Raw genomic sequence first — 25,851 nt, 5'->3', positions numbered from 1 at the left:
CAGTGTGCCTTAAATAGGCCTACCAAGCAGCTATACAGGACAGCTTGAGCACTTGATAAGTACAAAGATATTTTTGATAGGTACAATGCTATTTATTATACCGATCATTAGGTGGTCATGAGCAAACGTAAATTAAGTCGCCAGCAGCAGTGGCGCGTCGAGAAAGTCCAGGCGGAACGTGCCCAGCGCGCGGAAAAGCGCGACGTGCAGGACGCTGAAAAACTCGCCGCTGGCGAATACGGCGCCGAACAGCCGGGCCGTGTTGTCGCTCACTTTGGACGCACCCTTGAAGTGCGTAACAGCGATAATGAGCCGGTGCGCTGCCACTTACGCGCCAACCTTGACGGCCTGGTCACTGGCGACCGCGTGATATGGCGCGCCGGGCAAGAAGGCTCCGGCGTGGTAGTTGCCCGAGAAGAGCGCGATAGCGTACTTAAACGCCCGGACGCCCGCGGCCTGCTCAAACCGGTAGCCGCCAATATCGACCAACTGTTGATCGTGTTCGCGGTGGAACCCGCGCCCCACGCCAACCTAATCGATCGCTATCTGGTCGCCGCCGAAGCCACCGGCATTGCGCCGGTGCTGGTGCTCAATAAAACCGACCTGCTGCCGGAAGATGGCGGCGAGCTGGGTAAGCTACTCGAACGCTATCGCGCTTTAGGTTACCCCGTGGTGCGCACCACCACCGCCACCCAGAACGGGCTAGACGAGCTACGCTGCCAGCTTGAAGGTCGCACTTCGGTGTTTGTTGGCCAAAGTGGCGTCGGCAAGTCATCGCTGATCGACCTTTTGCTACCCGACGAAACCCTGCGCATCGGTGCGCTCTCGGAAGACTCCCGCAAAGGCACCCATACCACCACCACGGCACGCCTCTACACCATGAGCCGCGCCGAGGTGGCCGACGGCGACCTTATCGATTCGCCGGGCATTCGCGAGTTTGGCTTGGTGCACCTTAACGAGCAGGAAGTCACCGACGGCTTTATTGAGTTTCACCAATTCCTTGGCCACTGCCGCTTCCGTGACTGCCGCCACCGCAATGAACCCGGCTGCGCTTTACTTGCCGCGGTCGAGGCAGGCAAGATTCATCCAGCACGCTTTACCAGCTATCGGCGCATTCTCGATAGTTTGGATAGCTAGGATCTACAGGAGTTAGCCATGAGCACTGAACGCCAATCGTCGGAATCCAACTTGCTGCCACTGATCGTTGAACCCGAACAGCTGCAGGAGCATTTGGGTGATCCAAACCTGCTGATTATCGATGTGCCGATTAACGGCGACAGCTATCGCCAGGGCCATGTGCCCGGCGCTATATTCCTCGATTTCCGCTATTTAATGCGCGGTGAAGGGCCAGTCCCCAGCGACGTTCCCGATGTGGATGCGCTCTCCAGGCTGTTTAGTGCCCTAGGCCTTACTCGCGATACCCACGTAGTAGCTTACGATGACGAAGGCGGCGGCTGGGCAGCACGCTTATTGTGGACGCTAGATCTAATCGGCCATACCCGCTACTCCTACTTAAACGGCGGCATTCACGCCTGGCGCGATGCGGGCCTGGACGAAAGCAGCGAACCGACGGCCCCTACAGCCAGTGAATACAGCGCTGAGATTCTCAACCCCGACACCCTGATCACTTTTGATGAGATCAAAGAGAAACTCAACGATAAACAGTTCGCGATATGGGATGCGCGCTCCAAAGATGAGTACGATGGTGTACGCGGCAATAATAAACATCTGGGTCATATTCCCGGTGCCGTCAATATGGACTGGCTGCACGCCATGGATCGCCACCGCGCGCTGCGCATTCGCGATTACGCCGAGCTTATCACCGAGCTAGGCGCCCTAGGTCTCACGCCCGATATGGAAATCGCCACCCACTGCCAGAGCCACCACCGCAGCAGTTTCACTTGGCTAGTAGGTAAAGCCTTGGGCTTCAATATGCGCGGCTACGCGGGCTCCTGGGGTGAGTGGGGCAACCGCGACGACACACCGATCGAGAAGTGAAAATATTACTGTGATCCTTTCTCAAAAAGCCTTTTCGCTACTCCAATACCCGTTGCCTCACCACGCGCTCTCGCGCCTGACTGGCAAGTTTGCCCAGTGCGACAACCCTTGGGTGAAAAACACCCTGATCAAGGCGTTCATCAAACGCTTTAACGTGGATATGAGCCAAGCGCTGGAGCCAGATCCCACCGCCTACGCCACGTTCAACGACTTCTTTACCCGCGCGCTAAAAGCCGATGCCCGCCCACTGGGCGATGGCATCCTAAGCCCCGCCGACGGCACGCTCTCCCAATACGGGCGTTTACAGGCCGGGCAACTGGTGCAAGCCAAAGGCCACACCTACTCCGCCCAATCCCTGCTGGGCGGCGATACGGCGCTGGCAGAAGAGTTTCTGGGTGGCAGCTTTGCCACGGTTTACCTATCGCCACGGGACTACCACCGGGTGCATATGCCGGTCACCGGCACCCTGCGCGAAATGATCTACGTCCCCGGGCGACTGTTCTCGGTCAACCAAGCCACCGCCAACTACGTGCCGGGCCTATTTGCCCGCAATGAAAGGCTAGTGTGTATCTTTGATACCCAGCAAGGCCCGATGGCAATGGTATTGGTCGGGGCGATGATCGTTGCCGCTATCGAAACCGTCTGGTCAGGGCAAGTAACACCGCTTTCAGGACACCCGCAACGCATGCAGTTTGGCCAACCCATCACGCTAGAAAAAGGCGCCGAGATGGGCCGTTTCAAGCTCGGTTCCACGGTCGTCATGTGCTTTGCCGACCAAGTCAATTTCGCAGAGCTCCCCACAGCCACCATGGTGCAAATGGGGCAGACGCTAGGAACGGGCCACACCCGATAGAAAAATCGCCACACAGCGCCGTGCCCGGGCGCGGCACTGCGCCTCATCAAGGCATAAGTCGCGGCCAAGCAGCGCGTCAATATGCCACTCACCCAGCAGCATACCCGTAAACATACCGGCCGCCTCGCGGGGGTTATCAAGGTCAAGGCGGCCCGCAGTGATCTGCTCGCCAAGATATGCCGCTAACGCCTGGCGGGTCTGGTCGGGACCGCGGGTAAGGAACAGCTCGCAAAGCTCGGGGGATCGTTCAGCCTCAAAGGCCAGACCGCGAACCAGACGAATCACCCCTGGATCACACACCAGCGCCAACATGCGGCGGCCCAGCTCGTAGAGTACCTGTTCAAGCGCATGATGATCCCGCCGCCCCTCTTCCAGCACGGCCCATGCAGTGGCGATATGGCGCTCCATGGCCGCGGTAAATAACCCCTCCTTGCTGCCAAACTGCTTGTACAGCGTCGCCAGCGACCCGCCCGCGCGGATCACCACTTCGTTAACACTGGCACCTGCATAGCCCTGTTCGAGAAAGACATCTCGGGCAGCGTCCAACAGGCGTTCACGACGCGCCATACCTCTTGAAGTCACTGCGGCATCCGCACTATTAGGGTGACCGGGCGAACCAGATATTGTTGAACGAGGCATTTCCACTCCCGTTGAGGCATACGATTGATCGTCAATGATAGAGACGCTAAGCGGGGATGACATGTTTTTGCGCTAGATATGTAGTGTAGCATTCATTACACTATGCATCTTCACTTCCACGGGCGGTGTCTCTACCTCCCAGGAAAACCCCTTTGGGACGGTAGGTATCGAGGAGTGGCCATGGCAGCGGAAGGCAAGCGCAGCGAGGTACAGGTCAAACACCAGGGCGAACACCAGAGCAGCGATTCAGTCTCAGACCGAAAGGCAGGGCCCAACAAAAAACCTAAGCGCAAACTACTCATCGTACTAGCCGGGCTTATTGGCTTGTCGGCGTTAGCCTGGTGGGGTCTAGGCTGGTGGCAAACTGGTCGTTTCATCGAAGAAACCGACAATGCCTATGTGCGCACCGACAGTGTGGCGGTGCGCGCGGAACTCTCGGCACGGGTCGCCGAAGTAGCGGTGGACGACAACCAGATAGTCAAACAAGGCGATCTGCTCGTACGCCTGGACGCCGAAAGTTATCACGACCAGGTCACCCAAGCTGAGGCACAGCAGGCCGTGGCAGCGGCCTCGATTACCCAATCCCGCCGTCAGGTAGACCTCCAGCAGGCGGCCATCGATCAGGCTATAGCGGAGCAGCAGGCCGCCCAAGCTAACGTTGATCAGGCGCGCCAGCATCTCGAACGCTCCACCTCCCTTGCTGCCAATAACTATGCTTCGCGCCAACAGCGTGAAGACGACCAAGCCGCATTGCGAGTCGCCGAAGCCAATCTGGCTAAAAGTCGTGCCGCCGTCGTATCAGCCCGGCGACAGTTGGCAGTCGCCGAAAGCGACGTAACCCGCGCCAAGGCCAATCTAGACGCCGCCAGCGCCGATCTTGACTATGCGCGCCACCAGCTCGATAAGACCCGAATCGTCTCTCCTCGCGATGGGATAATCGGTAACCTTAGGGTCGAGACCGGTACGCTGGCCCAGCCGTCGTTGACACTTCTTCAGTTAGTACCGATTGATTCGGCCTACGTGGCTGCCAACTTTAAGGAAACCCAGCTCGCGCGGATCCGCGTCGGCCAGCCGGTCGAGGTACACCTCGATGCCTACCCGGATATCACTTACCAGGGGGTGGTCGACAGCTTGTCGCCAGCCACCGGCACCGAGTTCAGCCTACTGCCCCAGGACAATGCGACCGGCAACTTCAACAAAATCGTCCAGCGAGTACCGGTCAAAATTCGCGTTACGGGCCCCACCGAGGCGTTAGGTAGACTACGCGCAGGACTATCCGCCATGCCCGAGATCGACACCCGTGAACTGAACCCTCGAACGGATGATGCGACCACAGAGAGGGCCCATCCGGTGGCCGCATCTTCCGGCCCTCTGACCGATTCGTGAGCAAAGTGACCGCTGGTGCAGTCGCAGGCGTCAGCGACATGCCGCCCTGGCCGCAGCGCATCGGCTTCATCGCCGCGGTGTTCGGTATGTTTATGGCGATTCTGGATATTCAGATCGTCGCCAGTTCACTCAACGAGATCCAGGCAGGTCTGTCGGCCAGCGAAGATCAGATCTCCTGGGTGCAGACCGCCTACCTGATCGCCGAAATTGTGATGATCCCGCTGTCGGGCATGCTGATGCGGATCCTCTCAACCCGGGTAGCCTTCACCCTCTCCTGCGTCGGCTTCACCCTGGCGAGCCTCGGCTGCGCCCTGGCCACCTCAATTGAGCAACTCATTATACTGCGCGCCATTCAGGGTTTTATGGGCGGGGCGATGATTCCCATTACCCAGGCAGTGAGCTTTTCGATCTTTCCCCGGCGAGTGATGGGCAGCGTCCAGGCAGTAATCGGCATGGTAGTGACCATGGCACCCTCGGTCGGCCCCACTGTGGGCGGCTATATCACCGAAACGCTAAGCTGGCATTGGCTGTTCCTGGCCAACGTGATTCCCGGGGCGCTGGTGTGCTGGGCGGCGTGGACGTTCTTAGACATCGACAAGCCTAACCACGCCGTGGCGCGCAACCTGGACATCATCGGGTTGATACTGATCGCCCTGTTTCTCGGCTCGCTGGAGTTCGTGCTTGAGGAGGGGCCCGGCGACGACTGGTTCGCCAGCAAGCAGATCATGCTACTCAGCCTGACTTGCCTGGTAGCGGGGGTGTGGTTTTTCACCCGCACCTTGCGCCACGACCACCCGATTGTCGATCTGCGCGCTTTTGCCAACCGCAACTTCGCGATCGGCGCGGGAATGGGCTTTATCATCGGCATCGCGCTCTATGGGCTGGTCTACATCATGCCGCTGTTCTTCGGTTTTGTGCGCGGCTATTCAAGCCTGCAGATCGGCCAAGTGATGTTTGTCACCGGGGTAACGATGTTTCTGTGCGCGCCGGTCGTCGGCCAACTGACCAACCGTCTTGATCTGCGCATTATGCTGTTCATTGGCCTACTACTGGTCGGCGTGGGCACCATGATGAACAGCAACCTCACCGTCGAGTCGGGCTTCTGGCAGTTCTGCGTGCCCCAGATCGTACGCGGCATGGGTCTAATTATGTGCATCATCCCGGCTTCGCGTATCGCCATGGGCACTCTGCCGCCCAACGAGGTGGGCAACGCCAGCGGGCTGTTCAGCGTAATGCGCAACCTGGGAGGTGCTATCGGGCTGGCGCTGCTCGATACCGTGCGCGACATTCGCGAGGACTTTCACTGGAACCAACTGATTCCGGCCATCGATACCAGCCGCGAGGTGGTAGTCACGGAGATCGCCAAGTACCAGGCGATGCTCGCGGGTTCGGTACCCGATGCCTACCACGCCGCCGTCGCGATGCTGGCCCAGCGAGTCTCACAGCAGGCCCAAGTACTGGCCTTTAATGACATCTTTACCTGGCTGGGGCTGATCTACGTCGCCACGGTGCCGTTAGTGTTCCTACTTAAACGCATTGAGGCATAAGCGTTGTTGCGGCTTAGCAATTAGGCGTTGAGAATGCCAGCACATCTTCCAGGCGTGCTTTGCCCAGCGCCAGTTGAATAAGGCGATCAATCCCCAGCGCTACCCCGGCACCTTCGGGCATTCCATGCTCAAGGGCAGCCAGCAGACGCTCGTCGACATCCACTTCTGGCAAGCCCAAGCGGCGGCGCTCGGCGTTATCTTCAATAAAGCGGGCACGCTGCTCAGCCGCATCGGTCAGCTCATCGTAGCCGTTAGCCAGCTCAATACCGTTTAGATAGACCTCAAAGCGGGATGCTACCCACTCACCGTCAACATCTTGGTGGCGGCGCGCCAAAGCCGCTTGGCTGGCCGGGTAATCAGTCACCACGCTGAGCTCCTGCTGGCCTAGCTGCGGCTCGATCACCACGCTCATCAGTAGGTCAAGGCAGGTATCGCGCCCCTCGTCAGCAAATGACTGAGCGGGCATTTGCGCACGTTTAGCGGCCAACGAACGCAGTTTTTCCACTGAGGTGGTGAAGGGATCGACGTCTAAGTGAGTATGAAACAACTCCCGGTAGCGATAATGCACAAGCGGGCCGGGAAAACTGGGTAGCAGCGTCATGATCAGGGTAGCGGTCTCATCAATCAGCTTTTCCAGCGTAAACTGTGGCCGATACCACTCAAGCATGGTGAATTCGATGTTATGGCGCCCACCTACTTCACCATCACGAAAACTTCTCGCGAGCTGAAAGATCGGCCCACTGCCAGCGGCAAGCAGCCGCTTCATATGAAATTCAGGGGAGGTTTGTAGCCAGAGACGGCGCTGACCTTTATCCGTGCGTGCTAAGGTGTGAAGTGACACCAAGTGAACATCCGTGCTGCCACCTTGCCCAAGCACCGGCGTTTCTACTTCCAGCACATCACGTTGGGCAAAAAACGCGCGCACTTGGACCAATAACCGCGCTCGCTCGTGCAGCGTTTCAATTGACGCTGAGGGTTGCCAATCAATGGCCATCACTACTCCTTAGACACACGGTTGCCAAGTAAAATGGCCACGCACAAGGCGTGGCCATCTAATCGGGCCAGCAAATAGAGCTAGTGGTGAAAAGTCATTAAGCGCGGGAGACGTAGTCGCCACTGCGCGTATCAATTTTCAGCACCTCACCCTGGTTGATAAACAGCGGTACGCGGACCACTGCACCAGATGATAGCGTCGCAGGTTTAGAGCCACCCTGTGCGGTATCGCCTTTCAAGCCGGGATCCGTTTCAACGACTTCCAGCTCGATGAAGTTCGGCGGCGTCACGGAAATTGCCTTATCATTCCACAGGGTAATGATGTAGGGCACCTGCTCCTTGAGCCATTTTTCAGTGTCCCCCAACGCTTTTTTCTCTACCGCGTACTGCTCGAAGGAGCCATCGGTCTTCATAAAGTGCCACATGTCGCCATCGGTGTAGAGATACTCCATCTCTAGATCCATTACATCGGCGCCTTCCAGCGAGTCACCGGATTTAAAAGTCCGCTCGCCGACACGGCCAGTCATCAGGTTGCGCAGCTTAACGCGGTTAAACGCCTGCCCCTTACCCGGCTTAACCAGCTCGTTCTCAACGATCGAACAAGGGTCGCCATCGAGCATTACTTTCAGACCGCCTTTAAATTCATTGGTAGAATAACTCGCCATATTGCCTCTCAATTACCTATTCTTAACGACTTTGTCTGCGAAGCCGCAGCTTCACGCTATGATCTGTGCGCCGCATGATAACCCGAAGGAGGGCTTTTTGCAGGAGAACATTATTGTCGTCGCCAAGCAGGCGTCTGACCAGGCATCCCCCTCGTGGCAACAGCAACTCTCCCATGCCATTCGCGACCCACGAGCACTTTGCGAACGGCTAGGGCTCAGCCACGATTGGTTGACAGGCGCCCAAATAGGTCACGAACTGTTTAAGGTATGCGTGCCAGAAGCGTATCTCAGCAGAATAGCCTATGCCGATATAAACGACCCGCTGCTACGCCAAGTAATACCGCTAGGCGAGGAAGCGCACACGCCTCAGGGCTATGTCGTTGACCCCCTTAAAGAGGCCGACCACCAACCCGCTAAAGGGCTGATTCATAAGTATGCGGGCCGGGTACTGCTGATCGCCAGCCCGACTTGCGCTATCAACTGCCGCTACTGTTTTCGCCGCCATTTTCCCTATAGCGACAACTCACCTTCTAGAGCGCAGTGGCAGGAAGCCCTCGACTACTTACGTCACGATATTACCATTCATGAAGTGATCCTCTCTGGCGGCGACCCGCTGGCCGCCAGCGATCGTCAGTTGGCTTGGCTGGTAGCGCAGTTAGAAGGCATCCAGCACCTTACAAGGCTGCGCATTCATACCCGCCTACCGGTGGTCATTCCCGACCGGGTTGATGACGCCTTACTTGGCTGGCTAGCATCGACCCGCTTTCAAAAAGTCGTGGTGCTGCATATTAACCACGCCAACGAGATTGACCAAGCCGTCATTGATGCCTGTGCTCGCCTGAAACAAGCCGGGGTAACACTTCTTAACCAGAGCGTCCTGCTGCGTGATGTTAACGACGACGTGACGACCTTAGCTACACTGTCGGAACGGCTATTTGAAGCGGGCATTTTGCCCTATTACCTACATGTATTAGACCCCGTGCAGGGCGCTGCGCATTTTGATATCTCGGATGAAGAAGCCCGCGCGCTGGTGGCTGCGTTACGCAACCATTTGCCGGGTTTCTTAATGCCGCGGCTAGTGCGGGAAATCCCTGGCAAGGCAAGCAAAACGCCGCTTTAACACTGATCAAACGTCACACATTCATCCTAAGCGCTAAACTTGTAATTATGGCGCTTGAGGTGGATCTCTTTGCTTTTCCATACAGGTGTACTAAACAGGTCCACTAAACAGGTATACATAGGTCGAAACAATCACCTTAAACTGCTATAGTTAACATGCTAACGACATTGACTTAGCCTCAATGCCGGGTTTTTCACTTACCAGTAGGCCATATGCTATGTCGCCCTCTCTCTCTTCTAAGACAAGCTCAATCGTGCTTCTAGTCGCCTCACTCGCCGGGCTTGCCATCGCTCTATACGCTTATTTCGCCCCTCTGACCGGAGTTACCGGAACGCTCGGCGCGCTGGTGGCTATTGTGGCCTGTATCGCGCTGGTAGTGTTGGCCCTACTTCTCGCTACTGTAAAAGGGCGTGGCGCTTCCATTACCCTGCGAGTACTTATCCTATTAGGTCTGGTCGGGACATTTTTCGCTGGAATACTTCTCCATCAGTGGTGGATCTGCGTTGCGATGGTCGTCGGTCTTGTTGGCCTGATACTCGATATTATCCTCCCCTCGCGCCAAGCTCGCCTAATCCACTCTTGAGGAGCCATTCATGCCGTCTTGCTTATTTTCCAAAAGGACTCAATTCAGCTCCTTCACCTCAGGCCTGGGCACAATCACCGCTTTGGCTCTTTGCCTAACGCCCTCGGCGCTGCTAGCTCAAGAGAGCTCTGAGCCAACAGCAGCGATTCCACTGGTACCTGGAGAGCCGACCTGGGACAGTTTTCATGGTCAGCTTAACGCCCAGAAATATAGTCCGCTTGATCAGATTAATGCCGACAATGTTGGCGAATTGGAAAAAGTCTGGGAAGTGCATACCGGCGATGTTGCGGATGGTTCAGGGGATTTACCCGCGACGGTCTGGTCTGCCACGCCGGTGTTTGCCAACGACACGCTGTATATCGGCACACCATTCTATCGAATCCTTGCATTAGATCCCGGTAGCGGTGAAGAGAAGTGGAGCTTCGACACCCAATCCTCTCTTGAGGCACTGACGCAGCCTGCCTTGAAGAATCGCGGTGTCGCTTATTGGGAAGCGGACGAACCGGAAGCGGATGAGTCCTGCCAGAAAATTATCTATATGGGCACCATGGATGCCCAACTGTTCGCGGTCGATGCCAATAGCGGCGAGCTGTGCGAAAGCTTTGCTGATAATGGCGTGCTCGACGCCAATCAGTGGAATGACACCAATGAAAAATGGCCGTTGTCGCTGCTACAACCACCTACCGTGGTGGGAGACCATCTGATTTTAGGCTGGGCAGGCATGGACTGGGCCTATGAAGAGGCGCCCCCTGGCACCGTCTTCTCAATCAATGCCCGCACCGGAGAGCTCGAATGGACGTTCCAGGCACTCTCTGATGAAATGCGTGAGCAGAGCGGTACCGCCAATGTTTGGACGCACATGTCCGCCGATGAAGAGCTTGGCCTGGTCTATTTGCCGGTCTCCTCCCCTTCGCCGAACTACTGGGGCGGCAACCGCACCGAAGAGGTGCCGCTGGGCACATCGACCACCGCCGTGGATATTGAGACCGGTGAAGTGGTTTGGTCGCGCCAATGGGTGCACCACGATATATGGGATTACGACATTAACTCAGCCCCAACACTAATGGACCTTACCGTCGATGGCGAAGAGATCCCTGCGCTGATTCAGGCGACCAAAATGGGCTTTCTATTCGTGGTTAATCGCGAAACCGGCGAGGATGTATGGCCGATTGAGGAGCGCCCGGTGCCAAGTGGTGACGGTTTGATCGAGGGCGAAGTTTACGCCCCAACACAGCCCTTCCCGACTAAACCGGCCCCCCTGTTAGATCAGTCAGAAAAACCCAAAGTATGGGCGTTGGCTGATGTGGCCAGCTTCGGTGAGTGCTCGGCGCTCTGGGATGACCTCAGCTATGAAGGCATGTACACCCCACCAACAACCCAAGGCGAAGGCACGCTTGGCTACCCCATCAGTGCGGGCGGCGTTCAGTGGGGCGGCGTAGCCTTCGATCCCGAGAGCCAGACAGCGATCGTCAATACCTCGCATATCGTGCAATACATCAAGCTCTATAATCGCGAAGATTATGAAAAAGCCGATAGCGGATCGGGCAATGAAAGCGGCTTTGCTCCCCAGGAAGGCGCGCCCTATGGGATGCGTTTAGAAGTCGCACTCAATCGGTTGGGCATGCCCTGCTGGGAACCACCCTTTGGTGAGCTTGTTGCCCTTGATATGACGACAGGTGATATCAAATGGCGTCGCCCGGTGGGCGCATCGCAACAGTACGGCTTCTTTATGCCCGAGAGCTGGGGGTCGCCCACTATCGGTGGCCCAGCGGTAACCGCTGGCAACGTTATCTTTATTGGCGCTTCCATGGATGCCAAGGTGCGTGCCTACTCCCTGGAAACCGGCGATGAGCTGTGGTCGGATCAGACCGAGGCCCCTTCTGTCTCGAACCCTGCCATCTACGAGTACAACGGTCGCCAATATGTCGCCTTTGTTTCCGGTGGCAACAGCATCTTGAAAGATCAGGTGGGCGATCAGGTTGCGGTTTACGCCCTGCCGGAATAACTCTCTCGATTGTTCAATAGAAGACTAACGGGGCGGCCTTGAGGCCGCCCCGTTTATGTTCAGTCTTCTGTTCTTAGTTAGTCTCTTCGACTTGCCTTTGAGTACGCTGGACTAACGCCTGATTATCCCAACGTCTCCGCCGTTACATTCGCCGCCGCAGGCTGGGTGGAGTGGTGGCGATTGATGGCACTAAGAACGCCCTTCATGGAGGCACTGGTAATGCTCTCGTCAGTGCCTACGCCAAACACCGCGTTGCCATCGATACGCACTTCCACGTAAGCAATGGCTTCCGCATCGGCGCCCTGGCCACGAGAGTGTTCGTGGTAGTCGATGATTTCTACATCGTGCCCGGCCGCGGCCAGTGCCTTTACAAACGCTGCAAGCGGACCGTTACCTTCGCCGTTGAGGGCTTGTCGTTCGCCGTTTTGTTCGACCACGGCGTCCAGCGTTACTTTGGGGCTGTCAGGTTCAGATGACAAACGGTGATTAACTAATGCAAAGGGCGCCCGCTGCTCCAAATACTCATCGGCAAAAGCCTGATAAATCATTTGTGAGGTGATTTCTTTACCTGTGCGCTCAGCCACTTCCTGCACCACCTGACTGAATTCGATGGAAAGCCGCCGCGGCAGCTCGATTCCGTGTTCTTGTTCCAACAGATAGGAAACACCGCCCTTGCCCGACTGGCTGTTAACCCGAATAACCGCTTCGTAGCTGCGGCCTACATCCAGAGGGTCGATAGGTAGATACGGCACATCCCACAATGCGTCTGGATTCGCGCGGCGGTCCGCCATGCCCTTTTTGATCGCGTCCTGATGGGAGCCAGAGAAGGCAGTAAATACCAGATCGCCCACATAAGGATGGCGAGGGTGCACCGGCAGTTGGTTACAGTACTCCACTTCACGCATGATGGGCGTGATATTGGAAAAATCGAGCTGCGGGTTAACGCCTTGGGTGTACATGTTCATTGCCAAGGTAACGATATCGACGTTGCCGGTGCGCTCACCGTTCCCGAACAGGGTACCTTCAACACGATCAGCACCCGCCATCAACGTTAGCTCGGCGGCCGCTACGCCGGTACCGCGGTCGTTGTGCGGGTGAACGCTGACAATCAGATGATCACGATTTTTGACGTGGCGGCAGAACCACTCAATTTGATCGGCGTAGTTATTTGGCGGTGCGACTTCTACCGTGGCCGGCAGATTAACGATCATGGGTTTATCGGCGCTGGATCCGTAAGCATCCATGACCGCTTCGACGATTTCAACGGCGAAATCCATCTCAGTAGTGGTAAACAGCTCTGGCGAGTACTGAAAAGTCCAGTTGGTTGCCGGTGCTGCCTCCATCTGCGCGCGAATATGCTGAGTCGCCTCCACGGCAATTTGGACGCATTCAGGCTTATCCACGTTAAACACCACCCGGCGAAACATGGGATCGGTGGCGTTATAGACGTGGACGATGGCGTTTTTGGCCCCCTGAAGCGCTTCAAAGGTACGTTCAATCAAGTGCGGGCGCGCCTGGGTCAGTACCTGAATGGTCACGTCTTCGGGAATTTTATCCTGCTCAATCAGCGAGCGGACAAAATCAAAATCCGTTTGCGATGCCGACGGAAAGCCTACTTCTATCTGTTTAAAACCCACGCTTAGCAGCATGTCGAATAAGCGCTGCTTGCGCTCCTGATCCATAGGATCAATCAGCGACTGATTACCATCGCGAAGGTCAACGCTGCACCAGATAGGCGCTGTTTCAATACGCTGGCTCGGCCATTGGCGGTCGGGCAAATCAACGGCCACAAAGGGGCGGTACTTTTTTGCAGGATCAGTCAACATCATGGCAGCTCTCCTAAATCAGTCGGTTGTGGGCTTTTCGTTACACGCAGCGTCGGCGTCATTATGGCCGACACGAGATGTCTCGTGAGCATGAGCAAGGGCTGACTCCATACGGTCAAGCTGGGCTTTTAGCCCGTGAACATCGTTGCGTAACAACTGCAGCTCAGCCTCTTCGCCCTCACCGTTATCCAGCGCCATCTGGGCACTCTCTTTCTGCATGACATCCAGCACAATACCGATCATCATATTGAGAAAAATAAAGGCGTTTAAAAAGATGAAGGTTAAAAAATAGATCCAGGCGTAAGGGTAAACCTCCATGGCCGGATATAGCACCGCGGTGGCCCAACTCTCAAAGGTAGCGACTTGAAACAGCGTCAGCATCGCCAGCGAAATATTACCCCACAGCCCTTCATCGACATTGTGAAACAGGAAGCTGCCAATGGCGGCGTAAATATAGAAAATGATAAACATCAGCAGCACCACATAGCCCATCCGCGGTACTGACTTCACCAGCGCACTGAGCAGCATCTGCAGCTCAGGAATCATCGACACCAAGCGCAGTACGCGGAAAATACGCAGTAATCGCGCCAGCAGCACCATTTCCGAGTCGTCCATCGGAATCAGACTGGCGGTCACAATTAAGAAGTCAAAAACGTTCCAGCCTTTTTTAAAGAAACTAAGCAGTGTGCGTTCCGCGGCCATTCTGATTAAAATTTCAATTAGGAAAAAAATCGTCACTGCCATATCAAGATAGAGCAGCCACTGCTCCACCTGAGAGGTTTCTTCGTAGGTCTTTGCCCCTATCACCAGAGCAGAAATAACGATAATGGCAATTACCATAGCTTCAAAAAACTTGTTACTACGCAGCTTTTCGAAGCGGGCTTGCCAGGTATTGAATGGTTCACTCATGGAGCTGAAAATCTCTTAACGGTTGACCGGCACACTTTATACTAAAATTACACACCTGCTACACAAGTGATATCCTGTTGTTTAACTTGATGTATCCTGCGCCATCAAAATGCTACATAGGCGTCTTGGTGGTACTCTTATGATTTTTTGATATTAGCCGCTGGATGATCCCATGACACTGCTTTGGATAGCCTTATTGCCGCTGCTGGGCGTACTGGTGCCGGCACTCACCGAACGCCACGGTCGCAATATATGCTCACTTGCGACGGCAGTGCTGCCGGCTATCGCCTTAGTAATGACGCTACTCAACGTGCCAGCTCTGCTGGATGGCGAGCAACTAAGTTTTTCTGTTGCCTGGATGCCAGAACTAGCGCTGGACTTAGCGTTTCGCCTGGATGGGCTATCGCTACTGTTTAACCTGCTGATACTAGGCATCGGACTGCTGATTATTCTGTATGCCCACTACTACCTAGCAAAAGATGAACCCTTTGGCCGATTCTACGCCTTCCTGATGCTATTTATGGCATCAATGGTGGGCATTTCAATGTCAGATAACCTGATTTTGCTCTGGCTATTTTGGGAACTCACCAGCCTATCGTCTTTCTTGCTGATCGGCTATTGGTCACACCAATCGGATGCTCGCAAAGGCGCGCGGATGGCGCTAACCGTCACCGGCGCGGGCGGTCTTGCGCTATTGGCTGGCCTACTGCTACTGGGCGATATGGCAGGCAGTTACAGCATGGGCGATGTCCTGGCCAGCGGTGAGATGATTCTTGCCGATCCGCGCTACCCGCTTATGCTCGGTTTGGTGCTGCTAGGGGCCTTTACCAAATCAGCGCAGTTCCCTTTCCATTTTTGGTTACCCCACGCCATGGCGGCACCCACGCCGGTCTCGGCCTACCTGCATTCTGCCACCATGGTCAAGGCGGGCATTTTCCTGATGGCGCGGTTGCACCCCGCCATCGCCGGCAGCGAACTGTGGAGCGTGGTCGTTTCATTGGTGGGCATTATCACCATGCTGTATGGTGCTTGGTTTGCCCTGATGAAGACCGACCTCAAAGGCATTTTGGCGTTCTCCACGGTGAGTCATTTGGGATTGATCACCGTGCTGTTGGGCATCGGTAGCCCCATGGCAATCTTGGCCGCACTGTTTCATATTCTCAATCATGCCACTTTTAAAGCCGCGCTATTTATGAGCGCCGGTATTATCGATCACGAAACCGGTACCCGAGAGCTGAAGCAGTTGGGTGGGCTTAAAAAAGCCATGCCTGTCACTGCGCTACTGACCACATTGGCAGCGGCTGCCATGGCAGGAGTCCCGCTGTTTAATGGCTTTTTATCTAAAGAGATGTTCTTCACTGAAGCGCTAGCGACGCCCGTTTTAGGCGGACTGAGCTGGCTACTGCCTGCATTGGCAGCGCTCGGTGGAATCCTTTCGGTAGCTTACTCGCTGCGTTTAGTGCACGCCGTGTTCTTCAAACCGGCCCGCGAAGCGCCGCCAAAATCGCCCCATGAGCCACCGCATTTGATGCGCCTACCGGTAGAGATATTAGTGGCGCTCTGCGTAGTAGTCGGTCTATTCCCGGCATTTATGGCCACAGGATTACTAGAGCTCGCCAGCCAAGCGGTGATCGGCAGCCCGCTCGATTTTCATCTGGCTATCTGGCACGGGGTTAATCTGCCGCTGATTATGAGCTTGCTCGCTTTTGCGGTGGGTATTGCGCTCTATTGGCGTCACGCTGATGTACGCCGGTTTACCCAGCAGTTTGCAAGCGTCGATGCCCGGCGTGTGTTTGAGCGCATTGTTGTTGCTATGGGCTATCGCGCCGAGCAGCTTATCGCGACACTGGAAGGCAATTCGCTACAGCGCTATGTAGGCTGGCTGTGGCTGGCGGCGCTGTTGATGGGAGGTATTGGTCTAGTTCAAATCACTGACTTAACCGGCGCAGCAGGCAATCAGGAACTGGATGGTATTCTCCTAATTGGCGCTGGCATGTTGATATTCGGCGGCATTGCTACCGCCGCCACCCACCGCTACCGATTAATCTCTTTGTTGATGCTCTCGGTAGTGGGGCTTTTTGTAGCGCTTACCTTTGCACGTTTTTCGGCGCCAGACTTGGCGTTGACACAGCTGTCGGTGGAAGTTGTCACCATGATTCTGCTGATGCTGGCGCTATTTTTCCTGCCGCAGAAAACGCCCCCAGAATCCAGCCCGCTGCGAAATATCCGCGATATGCTGCTAGCAGGTTCACTTGGGCTTGTAGTCGCCAGCCTTAACTACGCGGTCATGACCCGTGAGATGCTGTCGATTTCCAGCTTTTTTGTGGAAAACAGCAAGCCCGGCGGGGGCGGCTATAACGTGGTTAACGTTATCCTGGTTGACTTCCGTGGCTTCGATACCCTAGGCGAAATCACTGTATTAGCGATTGCGGGTCTCGCGATATTCAAACTACTCAACCGATTACGCCTGTTTATACCGCACAGTGATGGCGAAGGCCGGGTATGGTCGCCGGACCGCTACCCGGCAATTTTGACGTCTGTTTCAATGACGATACTACCGCTAGCCTTGCTGGTTTCTGCGTTTATCTTCCTGCGCGGCCATAACCAGCCAGGCGGCGGCTTTATCGCCGGGCTGATTACTGCGGTAGCGCTGATCCTGCTATATATGGCGCGGGGCGTGGCGTGGGCGCAAGAGCGTTTGGACTTCCCCTTCCAGCCGGTGGCCGTGGTTGGCGTAGCCGTTGCTACCCTAACGGGGTTAGGTAGCTGGCTGTTTGGTCATCCGTTCTTAACCTCGGCCTTCGGTTACTTCTCGCTACCGCTGATCGGTACCTTTGAGCTGGCCACCGCGCTGCTCTTTGACCTAGGTGTGTACTTAGCCGTGGTAGGCGCCACGCTGATGATTCTTGCCAATCTGGGCAAAGTCACCACCGCCCACCGCCCGGTGACCGAAGCCGCCGAAAAAGATGCCGACACCAGCGCTGTAACGCCCTCTGCCAAGGAACCTCGCTAATGGAACTACTCTACGCGATAACCACCGGTGTATTGACAGCCTGTGGCCTTTACTTGACGTTGCGCGGCCGCACGTTTCCGGTCGTCGTGGGGCTTACGCTGCTCTCTTACGCCGTTAACCTGTTTCTGTTCTCCATGGGCGGCTTAACTACCGATGGCCCCGCCATCGTTTCTGAGGGTGCTGACGTTGCTGATCCACTTCCTCAAGCACTGGTGCTTACTGCAATTGTAATTGGCTTTGCAATGACCGCGTTCGTGGTCATTCTGGCAATGCGCGCGCGCAGTGAAGTAGGTAACGACCACGTAGACGGTAAAAAGGAAGACCGAGAATGATGCAGCACTTGATTGTTTTTCCGGTTGTTTTACCGCTCATTGCGGGCATCTTGCTGCTTTATCAGCGCCAGGGATTAGTGCGCTATAAGCGTATTGTCAGCGTCGTTGCTACTGCGCTACTGCTGCTGGTAGCAATAGGCCTGTTACGCCAAGCCGACAGCGGTGAAGTCACCTACTACGCCCTGGGTGACTGGCAAGCCCCGTTCGGTATTGTGCTGGTGCTGGATCGCCTCTCAGCGTTAATGCTGCTGCTTACGGCCGTGCTGGCCGTTGGTGCGGTGGTCTTTGCCTGCGCAGGTGATGATGAAAAAGGCAGCAACTTCCACGGCCTTTTTCAGTGGCAACTGTTGGGCATTAACGGCGCCTTTTTAACCGGTGATTTGTTCAACCTATTTGTCTTTTTTGAAGTACTGCTGCTGGCCTCTTATGCGCTGTTACTGCACGGCGGTGGCAAAGTGCGCATTCAGGCTAGTGTGCATTATGTGGTTCTCAACTTAGCTGGCTCTTCGCTATTCCTGATTGCGGTGGGGATTCTATACGGCGCCACGGGCACGCTTAATATGGCGGATATGGCTATCCGAGTAGCTGAACTACCGGCAGAGCGTGAAGGCTTGGTTACGGCGGGCGCGCTGATGCTGCTGGTGGTATTTGGCTTAAAAGCGGCAATCCTACCGCTCTACTTCTGGCTTCCCAAAGCCTACTCTTCTGCCCCGGCGCCGGTGGCGGCACTGTTTGCGATCATGACCAAGGTGGGTATCTACGCCATTTTACGCGTCTACTCACTCATTTTTGGCGATAGCGCAGGCGGCTTGGAAGCACTGGAACAACCGTGGATATGGTGGCTATCGCTGGCTACTCTCGCCATCGCTGGGGTTGGGGTGATGGCCGCACGAGACTTACGCCTAGTGGTTGCTTACTTAGTGCTAGTGTCGGTAGGTACTCTGTTGGCAGGTATCGGGCTTGGTTCGCCCGAGGCAACCTCCGCGCTACTCTACTACCTGATTCATACCACGCTGATTACCGGCGGACTATTCCTGCTCGCGGAAATGATCGGCCTACAGCGTGGTAAGGCAGGAACACGCTTGGTAAAAGGGCGCCCTATGGTGCAAGGCGCGGTACTCGCCATGCTGTTTTTTGTCGGCGCGATCGCCGTCGCAGGCATGCCGCCGCTTTCAGGGGCCATCGGTAAAGCACTGATGCTCAATGCTGCCGAGGGCATACAACGCCTGTGGCTTTGGCCACTGCTGTTGCTAACCAGCCTGGCCTCGCTAATTGCGCTTTCACGGGCGGGCTCTACGCTATTTTGGCGTAGTCAACGCGGCAGTATCAACGGCAGTCCGTTATCCCCTCGCCAGTGGTTCGGGGCTATTTGGTTGCTCAGCGCAGCGCCGCTATTAGTCATACTGGCAGGCCCTGTGAGCAACTACACTCAAGCCACGGCGGAGCAACTCGCCAACCCCCAGGTGCTGATTCGCACGCTACTACCTGAAGCTGGAGATGCCCAATGATCGCGCCGCGTTCCTGGCTACCCACGCCGGTTTTATCCATCTTACTACTAGTGGTTTGGCTACTGCTGGTACGCAGCTACGCCTTCGGTCAATTCGTGTTAGGCGGTTCGTTAGCTATTTTGATTCCCCTGCTTACCCACCGCTTTTGGGATGCCCGGCCACTGATCGCCAAGCCGTTTACCTTGCTGCGTTTTATCTTCCGAGTGCTAGGCGACATCGTCATCGCCAACTTTGAAGTGGCTTATCTGATCGCTAACCCCTGGCGCAAACTTAAACCTCATTTCATTGAATATCCGTTAATGCTCGAAGAGCGTTTCACTATCACTCTGCTCGCCAGTACGATCAGCCTGACGCCGGGGACCGTTTCGGCCAACCTGCGTATGGACGGGAAATCACTGCTAATTCATGCTTTAAATGTCGACGATGAAGAGGGGCTGATCGAACAAATACGCGAACGCTACGAACGTCCGCTAAAGGAGATTTACGAATGTTAAGCATTGCACTCTATATCACCTTAGCGCTGGTCGTGATGGCACTGCTGATGAATCTCTACCGGCTGACCATTGGCCCTAGTCTGCCCGACCGGGTGCTTGCCCTAGACACCATGTACGTCAACTCGATTGCGCTGATCGTGCTGTTGGGGCTGTGGCTGAACAGCAAAACCTACTTCGAGTCGGCGCTATTGATCGCAATGCTCGGTTTTATCAGCACCGTGGCGGTGTGCAAATATATTCTGCGCGGGGACATCATCGAATGATTAACATGAATGATCGAATGATGGATATGAGCCAGGGGGAACTATGTCATTAATTATTGAAGCGGTTATCTCACTGCTGCTGATCGCTGGCGGAATCTTTGTATTTATCGGCTCGTTGGGAATGGCACATTTGCGGGATTTCTACATGCGTCTGCATGGCCCCACCAAGGCCACCACGCTAGGCATCGGCTGTATGCTGATGGCCTCAATGCTGTATTTCTGGAGTGTCGATGGCAAGCCGGATATTCAAGAATTGCTGATTACGCTATTTCTGTTTATCACTGCCCCCGTCAGCGCCCACCTGCTGGCCAAGTCCGGGTTGCACCTGCGCTTAAAGCATGCGGTTAAAACCCAGGGCCATCCAGTAGAACTAAGGGCTGAAGAAGTCGGCGACAAACCCGTCCCTCACCCCGATAAAGGCCATGGCTAACGCCATGCTAACAAGGCAAATAAGGGGGTGCTCGCAAGCACCCCTTATTTTTTGATGTCCTATTTTTTACGACGTTAAGTCATGCTGCTGATAGCCAAGCAAATAGAGCACGCCGTCCAGGCCCACCGACGATATCGCCTGTCGCGCCTGAGCACGCACCATAGGTTTGGCTCGAAACGCGATGCCCATACCTGCTTTGGCTAGCATTTTGAGATCATTGGCGCCATCGCCCACAGCAATCGTCTGATCCAAGCTAAAACCTTGCCGTAGCGCTATGGTTTCTAGCAGTTCGGCTTTACGCTCAGCATCCACTATCGGCTCGCACACCTCGCCGGTCACCTTGCCATTTTCGATCACCAGTTCGTTGGCATGGATCTCGTCGAATCCCAGCTTCTCCTGCAAGTAGCGAGCAAAGTAGGTGAAGCCGCCGGAGAGGATGGCAGTTCGATAGCCCAAGCGCTTTAGATTGGCCATCAACCGCTCAACGCCGTCCATCAACGGCAGTTCCTCAGCAATCTCCGCTAACACTGATTCATCCAAACCGGCCAGCTTGCTCATGCGCTCACGAAAGCTCGCCTTGAAATCCAGCTCGCCGCGCATGGCACGCTCGGTGACTTCAGCCACTTCATCGCCGACGCCGTGGTGGCGTGCCAGCTCATCAATCACTTCGGCTTTGATCAACGTGGAGTCCATATCGAAACAAACCAAGCGGGGCTGCACGTGATCGCGAGCATCTTGCTGAATAACGATATCCACGCTCAGGGTTTCGCTCAGCACTAGCGCCGCTTTACGCACTGCCTCAACATCTACCTCGCCTGTCAGACGATACTCAACGCAGTCAATGTCTTCGCCATCTAGAGAAACATCGGCAAGCCGTTGAGTGCTGCTTTCCTGCAAGACAAACTGCGCAATTAACGCATCTACTTGCCTTTGAATATCGGCCGTTAAACGTGCTGCTAGTACGGTTAGGATCAAATCACCGCCTGCCATCAATTAGCTCCTGCCATTGTCTATTCCCCTGCCTCTAACCAGTCTACTTTTTGGAAACCACGAGGCAGCTTGCTGCCGCGTCGACCTCGCTCGCCGCGATAATAAGCCAGATCGTCAGCTTTTAACGTTAGCTTGCGTTTACCTGCATGAATCATAAGCGCGTCGCTAGACGCTAGTACGACAATGCCCGTGACAAACTCTTCCCGCCGCGCTGCCCGCGGGCCTGGGATATCGAGCATCTTATTGCCTTTGCCTTTGGACATCTCAGGTAGTTGATCTAGCGGGAACAACAGCAGCCGGCCTTCGTTTGAAACCGAGGCAACCCACAATTCGTCGCCCTCAGGCACGTCAACCGGTGCCATCACGTTGCAGCCTTTGGGTAGACTAAGCACCGCTTTACCGGCTTTATTTTTACCGGTGAGCGTATCGAGCCGCGCTATAAAGCCGTAGCCGCCATCGGTGGCAAGCACGAAACGTCGCTCGGGAGGCGCAAACATTAGCCCCGCCATTTTCGCCCCGGCGGCAACGTTAGCCCGCCCGGTCACTGGCTCACCCTGGCCCCGGGCACTGGGTAAGTTATGCGCTGAAAGCGTATAGGCCCGCCCCGTATCGTCTAGCAGCACCAGCGGCTGATTGGTTTTACCCTTCGCCGCCAGTTGGAAGCTGTCCCCGGCTTTATAGGAGAGCCCTTCGGGGTCGATGTCGTGCCCTTTCGCGGCACGAATCCAGCCTTTGTCCGATAGCACTACGGTAATCGGGTCGGCACCCATGAGTTCCACTTCAGACAGCGCCTTGGACTCTTCACGCTCTACCAGCGGTGAGCGGCGTTCATCGCCGTGCTCTTTACCGGCGGCACGGATCTCTTTTTCGATTAGGGTGGTAAGTTTGGCTTCACTACCCAGCAGCCCCTGTAAATATTTGCGCTCTTTTTCCAGTTCATCCTGCTCGCCGCGAATTTTCATCTCTTCGAGTTTGGCAAGGTGACGCAGGCGCAGCTCGAGAATGGCTTCGGCCTGGCGTTCGGAAAGACTGAAAGTAGCGATCAGCGAGGCTTTGGGATCATCCTCTTCGCGGATGATGCGGATCACTTCGTCAAGATCCAGGTAGGCAATCAGCAGGCCTTCCAGGATATGTAGGCGGTCTTCGACTTTGCCTAGACGGTGCTCTAAACGGCGGCGTACCGTACTGCGGCGGAACTGCAGCCACTCGCCCAACATTTCAGGCAACGGCATTACCCGTGGGCGACCATCCAGGCCGATCACGTTCATATTCACCCGCACGTTCTTTTCAAGGTCGGTGGTGGCAAACAAGTGTGCCATCAGCGACTCAACATCGATGCGGTTGGAGCGCGGCTCAATCACCAGCCGTGTTGGCTCTTCATGGGTCGATTCATCGCGCAGGTCGGCCACCATGGGGAGCTTTTTAGCCTGCATTTGGGCAGCAATCTGCTCAAGTACCTTGGCACCGCTAACCTGATACGGCACCGAGGTGATGACGATATTGGCTTCTTCGCGAATATAGCGGGCACGCAGTTTTACCGAGCCCCGGCCGGATTCATAAAGCTTACGCAGATCCGCAGGCGGCGTAATAATTTCCGCATCGGTGGGGAAATCCGGCGCGGGCACGAACTCCATTAAATCGGCGGTAGTCGCCTTGGGGTTGCGCAGCAGATGGCAGGTGGCTTCGACAATTTCCGAGACGTTATGGGGCGGAATATCGGTAGCCATGCCGACGGCAATCCCGGTGCCGCCGTTGAGCAGCACATGGGGGAGCTTGGCGGGCAGTACTAGCGGCTCCTGCATGGTGCCATCGAAGTTGGGCGCCCAATCAACGGTGCCTTGGCCCAGCTCGCCGAGCAGCACTTCGGCAAACTTGGAGAGTTTCGCCTCGGTGTAACGCATGGCAGCGAAAGATTTAGGGTCGTCAGGGCTACCCCAGTTGCCTTGACCGTCCACCAGCGGGTAGCGGTAGCTAAACGGCTGCGCCATCAGCACCATGGCTTCGTAACAGGCGCTATCGCCATGGGGATGAAATTTACCCAGCACGTCACCGACGGTACGCGCCGACTTTTTGTACTTGGCGTTGGCGTGCAGCGCCAGCTCGCGCATGGCGTAAATAATCCGCCGCTGCACGGGCTTCATGCCGTCGCCGATATTGGGCAAGGCGCGGTCGAGAATGACGTACATCGAGTAGTCGAGGTAGGCTTTTTCGGTGTAGTCGCGCAGGGAGAGTTGTTCGACGTCGCCCTCCGCAACTTGAATATCCATGGTCATCGGGGGTTATACCTCAATGTCTGCGAGGTTGCCGTAATCTTCCAGCCACTTTTTGCGGTCACCGGCGCGTTTTTTGGCCAGTAGCATATCCATCATCTCCATAGTGCCGTCGCCATCGGTCAAAGTGAGCTGCACCAGGCGGCGGGTTTCCGTCGACATGGTGGTTTCACGCAACTGCAGCGGGCTCATTTCACCCAGGCCTTTAAAGCGCTGTACGTTAGGCGTGCCGCGCTTATTGGCCAGTTGTTTGAGAATCGCGGCTTTTTCGCTCTCATCCAGGGCGTAATGCACTTCTTTGCCCAGATCGATGCGGTAGAGCGGTGGCATGGCCACATAGACGTGGCCGGCATCTACCAAGCTCGGGAAGTGGCGCACAAACAGTGCACATAGCAGCGTGGCGATGTGTAGGCCATCCGAGTCGGCGTCGGCGAGAATACAGATCTTGTGGTAGCGCAGTTTTTCCAAATCGGCGCTACCGGGGTCGGCGCCAATGGCGACCGCTATATCATGAACCTCCTGGGAGCCGTAAATATCGTGGGTTTCGACTTCCCAAGTATTCAAGATTTTACCGCGTAGCGGCAGTATCGCCTGGGTTTCGCGGTTGCGCGCCTGTTTAGCACTACCGCCGGCGGAGTCCCCTTCGACCAAAAACAGCTCGCTTTGCGCGGGATCCTGGCCGGAGCAGTCCGCCAACTTACCGGGCAGCGCCGGGCCGGAAGTGACCTTTTTACGGGCGACTTTTTTGGCTTTTTTCTGACGATTCTGCGCCGCATTGATGACCAGCTCGGCAATCGCTTCGGCTTGATCCACATGGTGGTTCAACCATAGCGAGAAAGCGTCTTTAACCACCCCGGAAACAAACCCTGCGATAGTGCGCGACGACAGCCGCTCTTTGGTTTGCCCAGCAAACTGCGGGTCGAGCATTTTTACCGAAAGGACAAAGAAGGTGCGCTCCCAGAGGTCATCGGCGGTGAGCTTGATGCCGCGAGGTAACAGGTTGCGGTATTCGCAAAACTCGCGTAGCGCGTCCAACAGACCGGAACGAAAGCCGTTTACGTGAGTGCCGCCCTGGGGTGTGGGGATCAGGTTGACGTAGCTCTCCAGCAGCGCTTCGCCGCCTTCGGGAAGCCACTGAATCGCCCAGTCCACACCGTGCTCGTCGTCATTGAAGTGGCCTACGAAAGGCTCACGAGGCAGCACTTCATAGCCGTCGGTGGCTTCAACCAAATAGTCGCGCAGGCCATCGGCAAACTCCCACTCGGTAGAGGTACCGTCGGGTTCTAGCAAGGTGACTTTTAACCCGGGGCACAGCACCGCTTTCGCACGTAGCAGGTGTTTTAGCCGCGTTAGCGCTAGTTTGGGACTATCAAAGTAGCTTTCATCGGGCCAGAAGCGCACCAGGGTGCCACTCGCCCGCTTAGGGGCTTTGCCAATTTCATGTAGCTCTTCGACCTTCTCACCGAACTCGAAGGCCATGGCATGGCGCGCGCCATCGCGGGTGACTTCGACATCCAGGCGGCGCGAAAGCGCGTTAACCACCGAAACCCCTACCCCATGTAAACCACCGGAGAAGCGGTAGCTGGTGGAGGAGAACTTGCCGCCCGAGTGCAGCTTGGTAAAGATCAGCTCAACGCCGGAGACGCCGTGCTCGGGGTGCAGGTCGATCGGCATACCACGGCCGTTATCCTGCACTTCGATCCCACCGTCACTATGCAGCTTGACGTTGATCTCGGTGGCGTGGCCCGCCAGCGCTTCATCGACGCTGTTATCAATCACTTCCTGAGCAAGGTGGTTGGGGCGTGTGGTGTCGGTATACATACCGGGACGCTTACGTACCGGCTCGAGGCCCGACAGGACTTCGATGGAACTCGCGCCGTACTGAGAGGCATCAAACTGGGTCATGTAACGTCGATTCCCTGAAAAATCGTACTTGGCAATTAATGCTGGCAAGCCGTACTAGATGTTTTTAAGAGAGTTGGCGGCTGGCAATGAGGCACAGGATAGCGGAAAAGCAAAAAGCTGTA

Annotated in this window: 22 protein-coding genes; 14 read left to right on the top strand and 8 right to left on the bottom strand. The window is 55.9% G+C overall.

Annotation, left to right across the window (positions count from 1 at the left end):
• Positions 1-117 precede the first annotated feature (117 nt).
• Genes rsgA through asd form a run of 3 tightly spaced genes read left to right on the top strand, consistent with a single transcriptional unit; the run spans position 118 to position 2,851 of the window.
• Complete coding sequence (gene rsgA / locus QT230_RS02025) at positions 118-1,137, top strand: small ribosomal subunit biogenesis GTPase RsgA (protein ID WP_308319820.1); 1,020 nt, start codon at positions 118-120, stop codon at positions 1,135-1,137.
• Positions 1,138-1,155: 18 nt separating this feature from the next.
• Positions 1,156-1,998 carry a sulfurtransferase gene (locus QT230_RS02020; protein ID WP_308319819.1) on the top strand — a complete coding sequence of 281 codons (843 nt, stop codon included), beginning with the start codon at positions 1,156-1,158 and terminating at the stop codon, positions 1,996-1,998.
• A gap of 10 nt (positions 1,999-2,008) precedes the next feature.
• The gene (gene asd / locus QT230_RS02015; RefSeq protein WP_308319818.1) at positions 2,009-2,851 is read left to right on the top strand and encodes an archaetidylserine decarboxylase; all 843 of its coding nucleotides are present in this window, start codon (positions 2,009-2,011) and stop codon (positions 2,849-2,851) included.
• Here the strand turns inward: asd and QT230_RS02010 are convergent.
• Positions 2,828-3,490 (bottom strand): TetR/AcrR family transcriptional regulator, encoded by a 663-nt coding sequence (locus tag QT230_RS02010; RefSeq protein ID WP_308319817.1) that lies wholly within the window; start codon positions 3,488-3,490, stop codon positions 2,828-2,830. The genes asd and QT230_RS02010 overlap by 24 nt on opposite strands.
• A 180-nt stretch (positions 3,491-3,670) precedes the next feature.
• Between QT230_RS02010 and QT230_RS02005 the strand changes: the two genes are divergently transcribed.
• Entirely contained in the window at positions 3,671-4,876 is a 1,206-nt protein-coding gene (locus QT230_RS02005) for an HlyD family secretion protein (RefSeq protein WP_308319816.1), read from the top strand.
• On the top strand, positions 4,873-6,423 hold the full coding sequence (locus QT230_RS02000; protein ID WP_308319815.1) for a DHA2 family efflux MFS transporter permease subunit: 1,551 nt from the start codon (positions 4,873-4,875) through the stop codon (positions 6,421-6,423). The genes QT230_RS02005 and QT230_RS02000 overlap by 4 nt, the downstream gene beginning before the upstream one ends.
• Positions 6,424-6,436: 13 nt before the next feature.
• On the opposite strand, the gene epmA is transcribed toward QT230_RS02000, so the two are convergent.
• The gene (epmA, locus tag QT230_RS01995) at positions 6,437-7,417 is read right to left on the bottom strand and encodes an EF-P lysine aminoacylase EpmA (RefSeq protein ID WP_308319814.1); all 981 of its coding nucleotides are present in this window, start codon (positions 7,415-7,417) and stop codon (positions 6,437-6,439) included.
• 97 nt (positions 7,418-7,514) lie between these two features.
• Positions 7,515-8,081: an elongation factor P gene (efp, locus tag QT230_RS01990; protein WP_308319813.1), complete on the bottom strand. Its 567-nt coding sequence runs from the start codon at positions 8,079-8,081 to the stop codon at positions 7,515-7,517.
• Positions 8,082-8,178: 97 nt separating this feature from the next.
• Between efp and epmB the strand changes: the two genes are divergently transcribed.
• The 3 genes from epmB to QT230_RS01975 all read left to right on the top strand — a co-directional run bounded on the left by epmB (position 8,179) and on the right by QT230_RS01975 (position 11,789).
• Entirely contained in the window at positions 8,179-9,201 is a 1,023-nt protein-coding gene (gene epmB / locus QT230_RS01985) for an EF-P beta-lysylation protein EpmB (RefSeq protein WP_308319812.1), read from the top strand.
• Between the two features lie 217 nt (positions 9,202-9,418).
• Positions 9,419-9,784 (top strand): hypothetical protein, encoded by a 366-nt coding sequence (locus QT230_RS01980; protein WP_308319811.1) that lies wholly within the window; start codon positions 9,419-9,421, stop codon positions 9,782-9,784.
• A gap of 10 nt (positions 9,785-9,794) precedes the next feature.
• Positions 9,795-11,789: a pyrroloquinoline quinone-dependent dehydrogenase gene (locus QT230_RS01975; RefSeq protein WP_308319810.1), complete on the top strand. Its 1,995-nt coding sequence runs from the start codon at positions 9,795-9,797 to the stop codon at positions 11,787-11,789.
• Positions 11,790-11,911: 122 nt separating this feature from the next.
• Here QT230_RS01975 and leuA read toward each other — a convergent pair whose 3' ends face one another.
• On the bottom strand, positions 11,912-13,618 hold the full coding sequence (gene leuA, locus QT230_RS01970; RefSeq protein WP_308319809.1) for a 2-isopropylmalate synthase: 1,707 nt from the start codon (positions 13,616-13,618) through the stop codon (positions 11,912-11,914).
• Positions 13,619-13,633: 15 nt separating this feature from the next.
• On the bottom strand, positions 13,634-14,524 hold the full coding sequence (locus QT230_RS01965) for an ion transporter (RefSeq protein WP_308319808.1): 891 nt from the start codon (positions 14,522-14,524) through the stop codon (positions 13,634-13,636).
• 172 nt (positions 14,525-14,696) lie between these two features.
• On the opposite strand from QT230_RS01965, the gene QT230_RS01960 reads away from it, so the two are divergent.
• The 6 genes from QT230_RS01960 to QT230_RS01935 are packed head-to-tail and all read left to right on the top strand — an operon-like array spanning position 14,697 to position 20,564.
• Positions 14,697-17,537: a monovalent cation/H+ antiporter subunit A gene (locus tag QT230_RS01960; protein WP_308319807.1), complete on the top strand. Its 2,841-nt coding sequence runs from the start codon at positions 14,697-14,699 to the stop codon at positions 17,535-17,537.
• The gene (locus tag QT230_RS01955) at positions 17,537-17,869 is read left to right on the top strand and encodes a Na+/H+ antiporter subunit C (protein WP_308319806.1); all 333 of its coding nucleotides are present in this window, start codon (positions 17,537-17,539) and stop codon (positions 17,867-17,869) included. The genes QT230_RS01960 and QT230_RS01955 overlap by 1 nt, the downstream gene beginning before the upstream one ends.
• A complete protein-coding gene (locus QT230_RS01950) occupies positions 17,866-19,377 on the top strand; it encodes a monovalent cation/H+ antiporter subunit D (RefSeq protein ID WP_308319805.1) in 1,512 nt (503 codons plus the stop codon). Before QT230_RS01955 ends, QT230_RS01950 begins: the two co-directional genes overlap by 4 nt.
• A complete protein-coding gene (locus QT230_RS01945; protein ID WP_308319804.1) occupies positions 19,374-19,871 on the top strand; it encodes a Na+/H+ antiporter subunit E in 498 nt (165 codons plus the stop codon). Before QT230_RS01950 ends, QT230_RS01945 begins: the two co-directional genes overlap by 4 nt.
• On the top strand, positions 19,865-20,134 hold the full coding sequence (locus QT230_RS01940; protein ID WP_008958594.1) for a K+/H+ antiporter subunit F: 270 nt from the start codon (positions 19,865-19,867) through the stop codon (positions 20,132-20,134). The genes QT230_RS01945 and QT230_RS01940 overlap by 7 nt, the downstream gene beginning before the upstream one ends.
• A gap of 43 nt (positions 20,135-20,177) precedes the next feature.
• Positions 20,178-20,564 carry a Na+/H+ antiporter subunit G gene (locus tag QT230_RS01935; RefSeq protein ID WP_308319803.1) on the top strand — a complete coding sequence of 129 codons (387 nt, stop codon included), beginning with the start codon at positions 20,178-20,180 and terminating at the stop codon, positions 20,562-20,564.
• 66 nt (positions 20,565-20,630) lie between these two features.
• On the opposite strand, the gene serB is transcribed toward QT230_RS01935, so the two are convergent.
• From serB to parE, 3 genes are read right to left on the bottom strand one after another with little or no spacing between them, the layout of a single operon-like run.
• On the bottom strand, positions 20,631-21,554 hold the full coding sequence (gene serB / locus QT230_RS01930) for a phosphoserine phosphatase SerB (RefSeq protein WP_308319802.1): 924 nt from the start codon (positions 21,552-21,554) through the stop codon (positions 20,631-20,633).
• A 20-nt stretch (positions 21,555-21,574) separates the two neighbouring features.
• On the bottom strand, positions 21,575-23,827 hold the full coding sequence (parC, locus tag QT230_RS01925) for a DNA topoisomerase IV subunit A (RefSeq protein WP_308319801.1): 2,253 nt from the start codon (positions 23,825-23,827) through the stop codon (positions 21,575-21,577).
• A gap of 6 nt (positions 23,828-23,833) precedes the next feature.
• Positions 23,834-25,729, bottom strand: a complete 1,896-nt coding sequence (gene parE / locus QT230_RS01920) for a DNA topoisomerase IV subunit B (protein ID WP_308319800.1) — start codon at positions 25,727-25,729, stop codon at positions 23,834-23,836.
• Positions 25,730-25,851: the final 122 nt, after the last annotated feature.

The sequence above is a fragment of the Halomonas sp. SpR8 genome (assembly GCF_031010195.1).
Classification (GTDB): domain Bacteria; phylum Pseudomonadota; class Gammaproteobacteria; order Pseudomonadales; family Halomonadaceae; genus Vreelandella.
The sequence above is the reverse complement of the archived record's forward strand: the minus strand, read 5'-3'. Positions and strand labels throughout refer to the sequence as shown.

Bases quoted from the DNA above. Each gene is read 5' to 3' on its own strand.
- rsgA (WP_308319820.1), top strand. From the start codon at position 118: ATGAGCAAACGTAAATTAAGTCGCCAGCAGCAGTGGCGCGTCGAGAAA.
- QT230_RS02020 (WP_308319819.1), top strand. From the start codon at position 1,156: ATGAGCACTGAACGCCAATCGTCGGAATCCAACTTGCTGCCACTGATC.
- QT230_RS02010 (WP_308319817.1), bottom strand. From the start codon at position 3,490: ATGCCTCGTTCAACAATATCTGGTTCGCCCGGTCACCCTAATAGTGCG.
- QT230_RS02005 (WP_308319816.1), top strand. From the start codon at position 3,671: ATGGCAGCGGAAGGCAAGCGCAGCGAGGTACAGGTCAAACACCAGGGC.
- epmA (WP_308319814.1), bottom strand. From the start codon at position 7,417: ATGGCCATTGATTGGCAACCCTCAGCGTCAATTGAAACGCTGCACGAG.
- efp (WP_308319813.1), bottom strand. From the start codon at position 8,081: ATGGCGAGTTATTCTACCAATGAATTTAAAGGCGGTCTGAAAGTAATG.
- QT230_RS01980 (WP_308319811.1), top strand. From the start codon at position 9,419: ATGTCGCCCTCTCTCTCTTCTAAGACAAGCTCAATCGTGCTTCTAGTC.
- QT230_RS01975 (WP_308319810.1), top strand. From the start codon at position 9,795: ATGCCGTCTTGCTTATTTTCCAAAAGGACTCAATTCAGCTCCTTCACC.
- leuA (WP_308319809.1), bottom strand. From the start codon at position 13,618: ATGATGTTGACTGATCCTGCAAAAAAGTACCGCCCCTTTGTGGCCGTT.
- QT230_RS01965 (WP_308319808.1), bottom strand. From the start codon at position 14,524: ATGAGTGAACCATTCAATACCTGGCAAGCCCGCTTCGAAAAGCTGCGT.
- QT230_RS01960 (WP_308319807.1), top strand. From the start codon at position 14,697: ATGACACTGCTTTGGATAGCCTTATTGCCGCTGCTGGGCGTACTGGTG.
- QT230_RS01955 (WP_308319806.1), top strand. From the start codon at position 17,537: ATGGAACTACTCTACGCGATAACCACCGGTGTATTGACAGCCTGTGGC.
- QT230_RS01950 (WP_308319805.1), top strand. From the start codon at position 17,866: ATGATGCAGCACTTGATTGTTTTTCCGGTTGTTTTACCGCTCATTGCG.
- QT230_RS01945 (WP_308319804.1), top strand. From the start codon at position 19,374: ATGATCGCGCCGCGTTCCTGGCTACCCACGCCGGTTTTATCCATCTTA.
- QT230_RS01940 (WP_008958594.1), top strand. From the start codon at position 19,865: ATGTTAAGCATTGCACTCTATATCACCTTAGCGCTGGTCGTGATGGCA.
- QT230_RS01935 (WP_308319803.1), top strand. From the start codon at position 20,178: ATGTCATTAATTATTGAAGCGGTTATCTCACTGCTGCTGATCGCTGGC.
- serB (WP_308319802.1), bottom strand. From the start codon at position 21,554: ATGGCAGGCGGTGATTTGATCCTAACCGTACTAGCAGCACGTTTAACG.
- parC (WP_308319801.1), bottom strand. From the start codon at position 23,827: ATGACCATGGATATTCAAGTTGCGGAGGGCGACGTCGAACAACTCTCC.
- parE (WP_308319800.1), bottom strand. From the start codon at position 25,729: ATGACCCAGTTTGATGCCTCTCAGTACGGCGCGAGTTCCATCGAAGTC.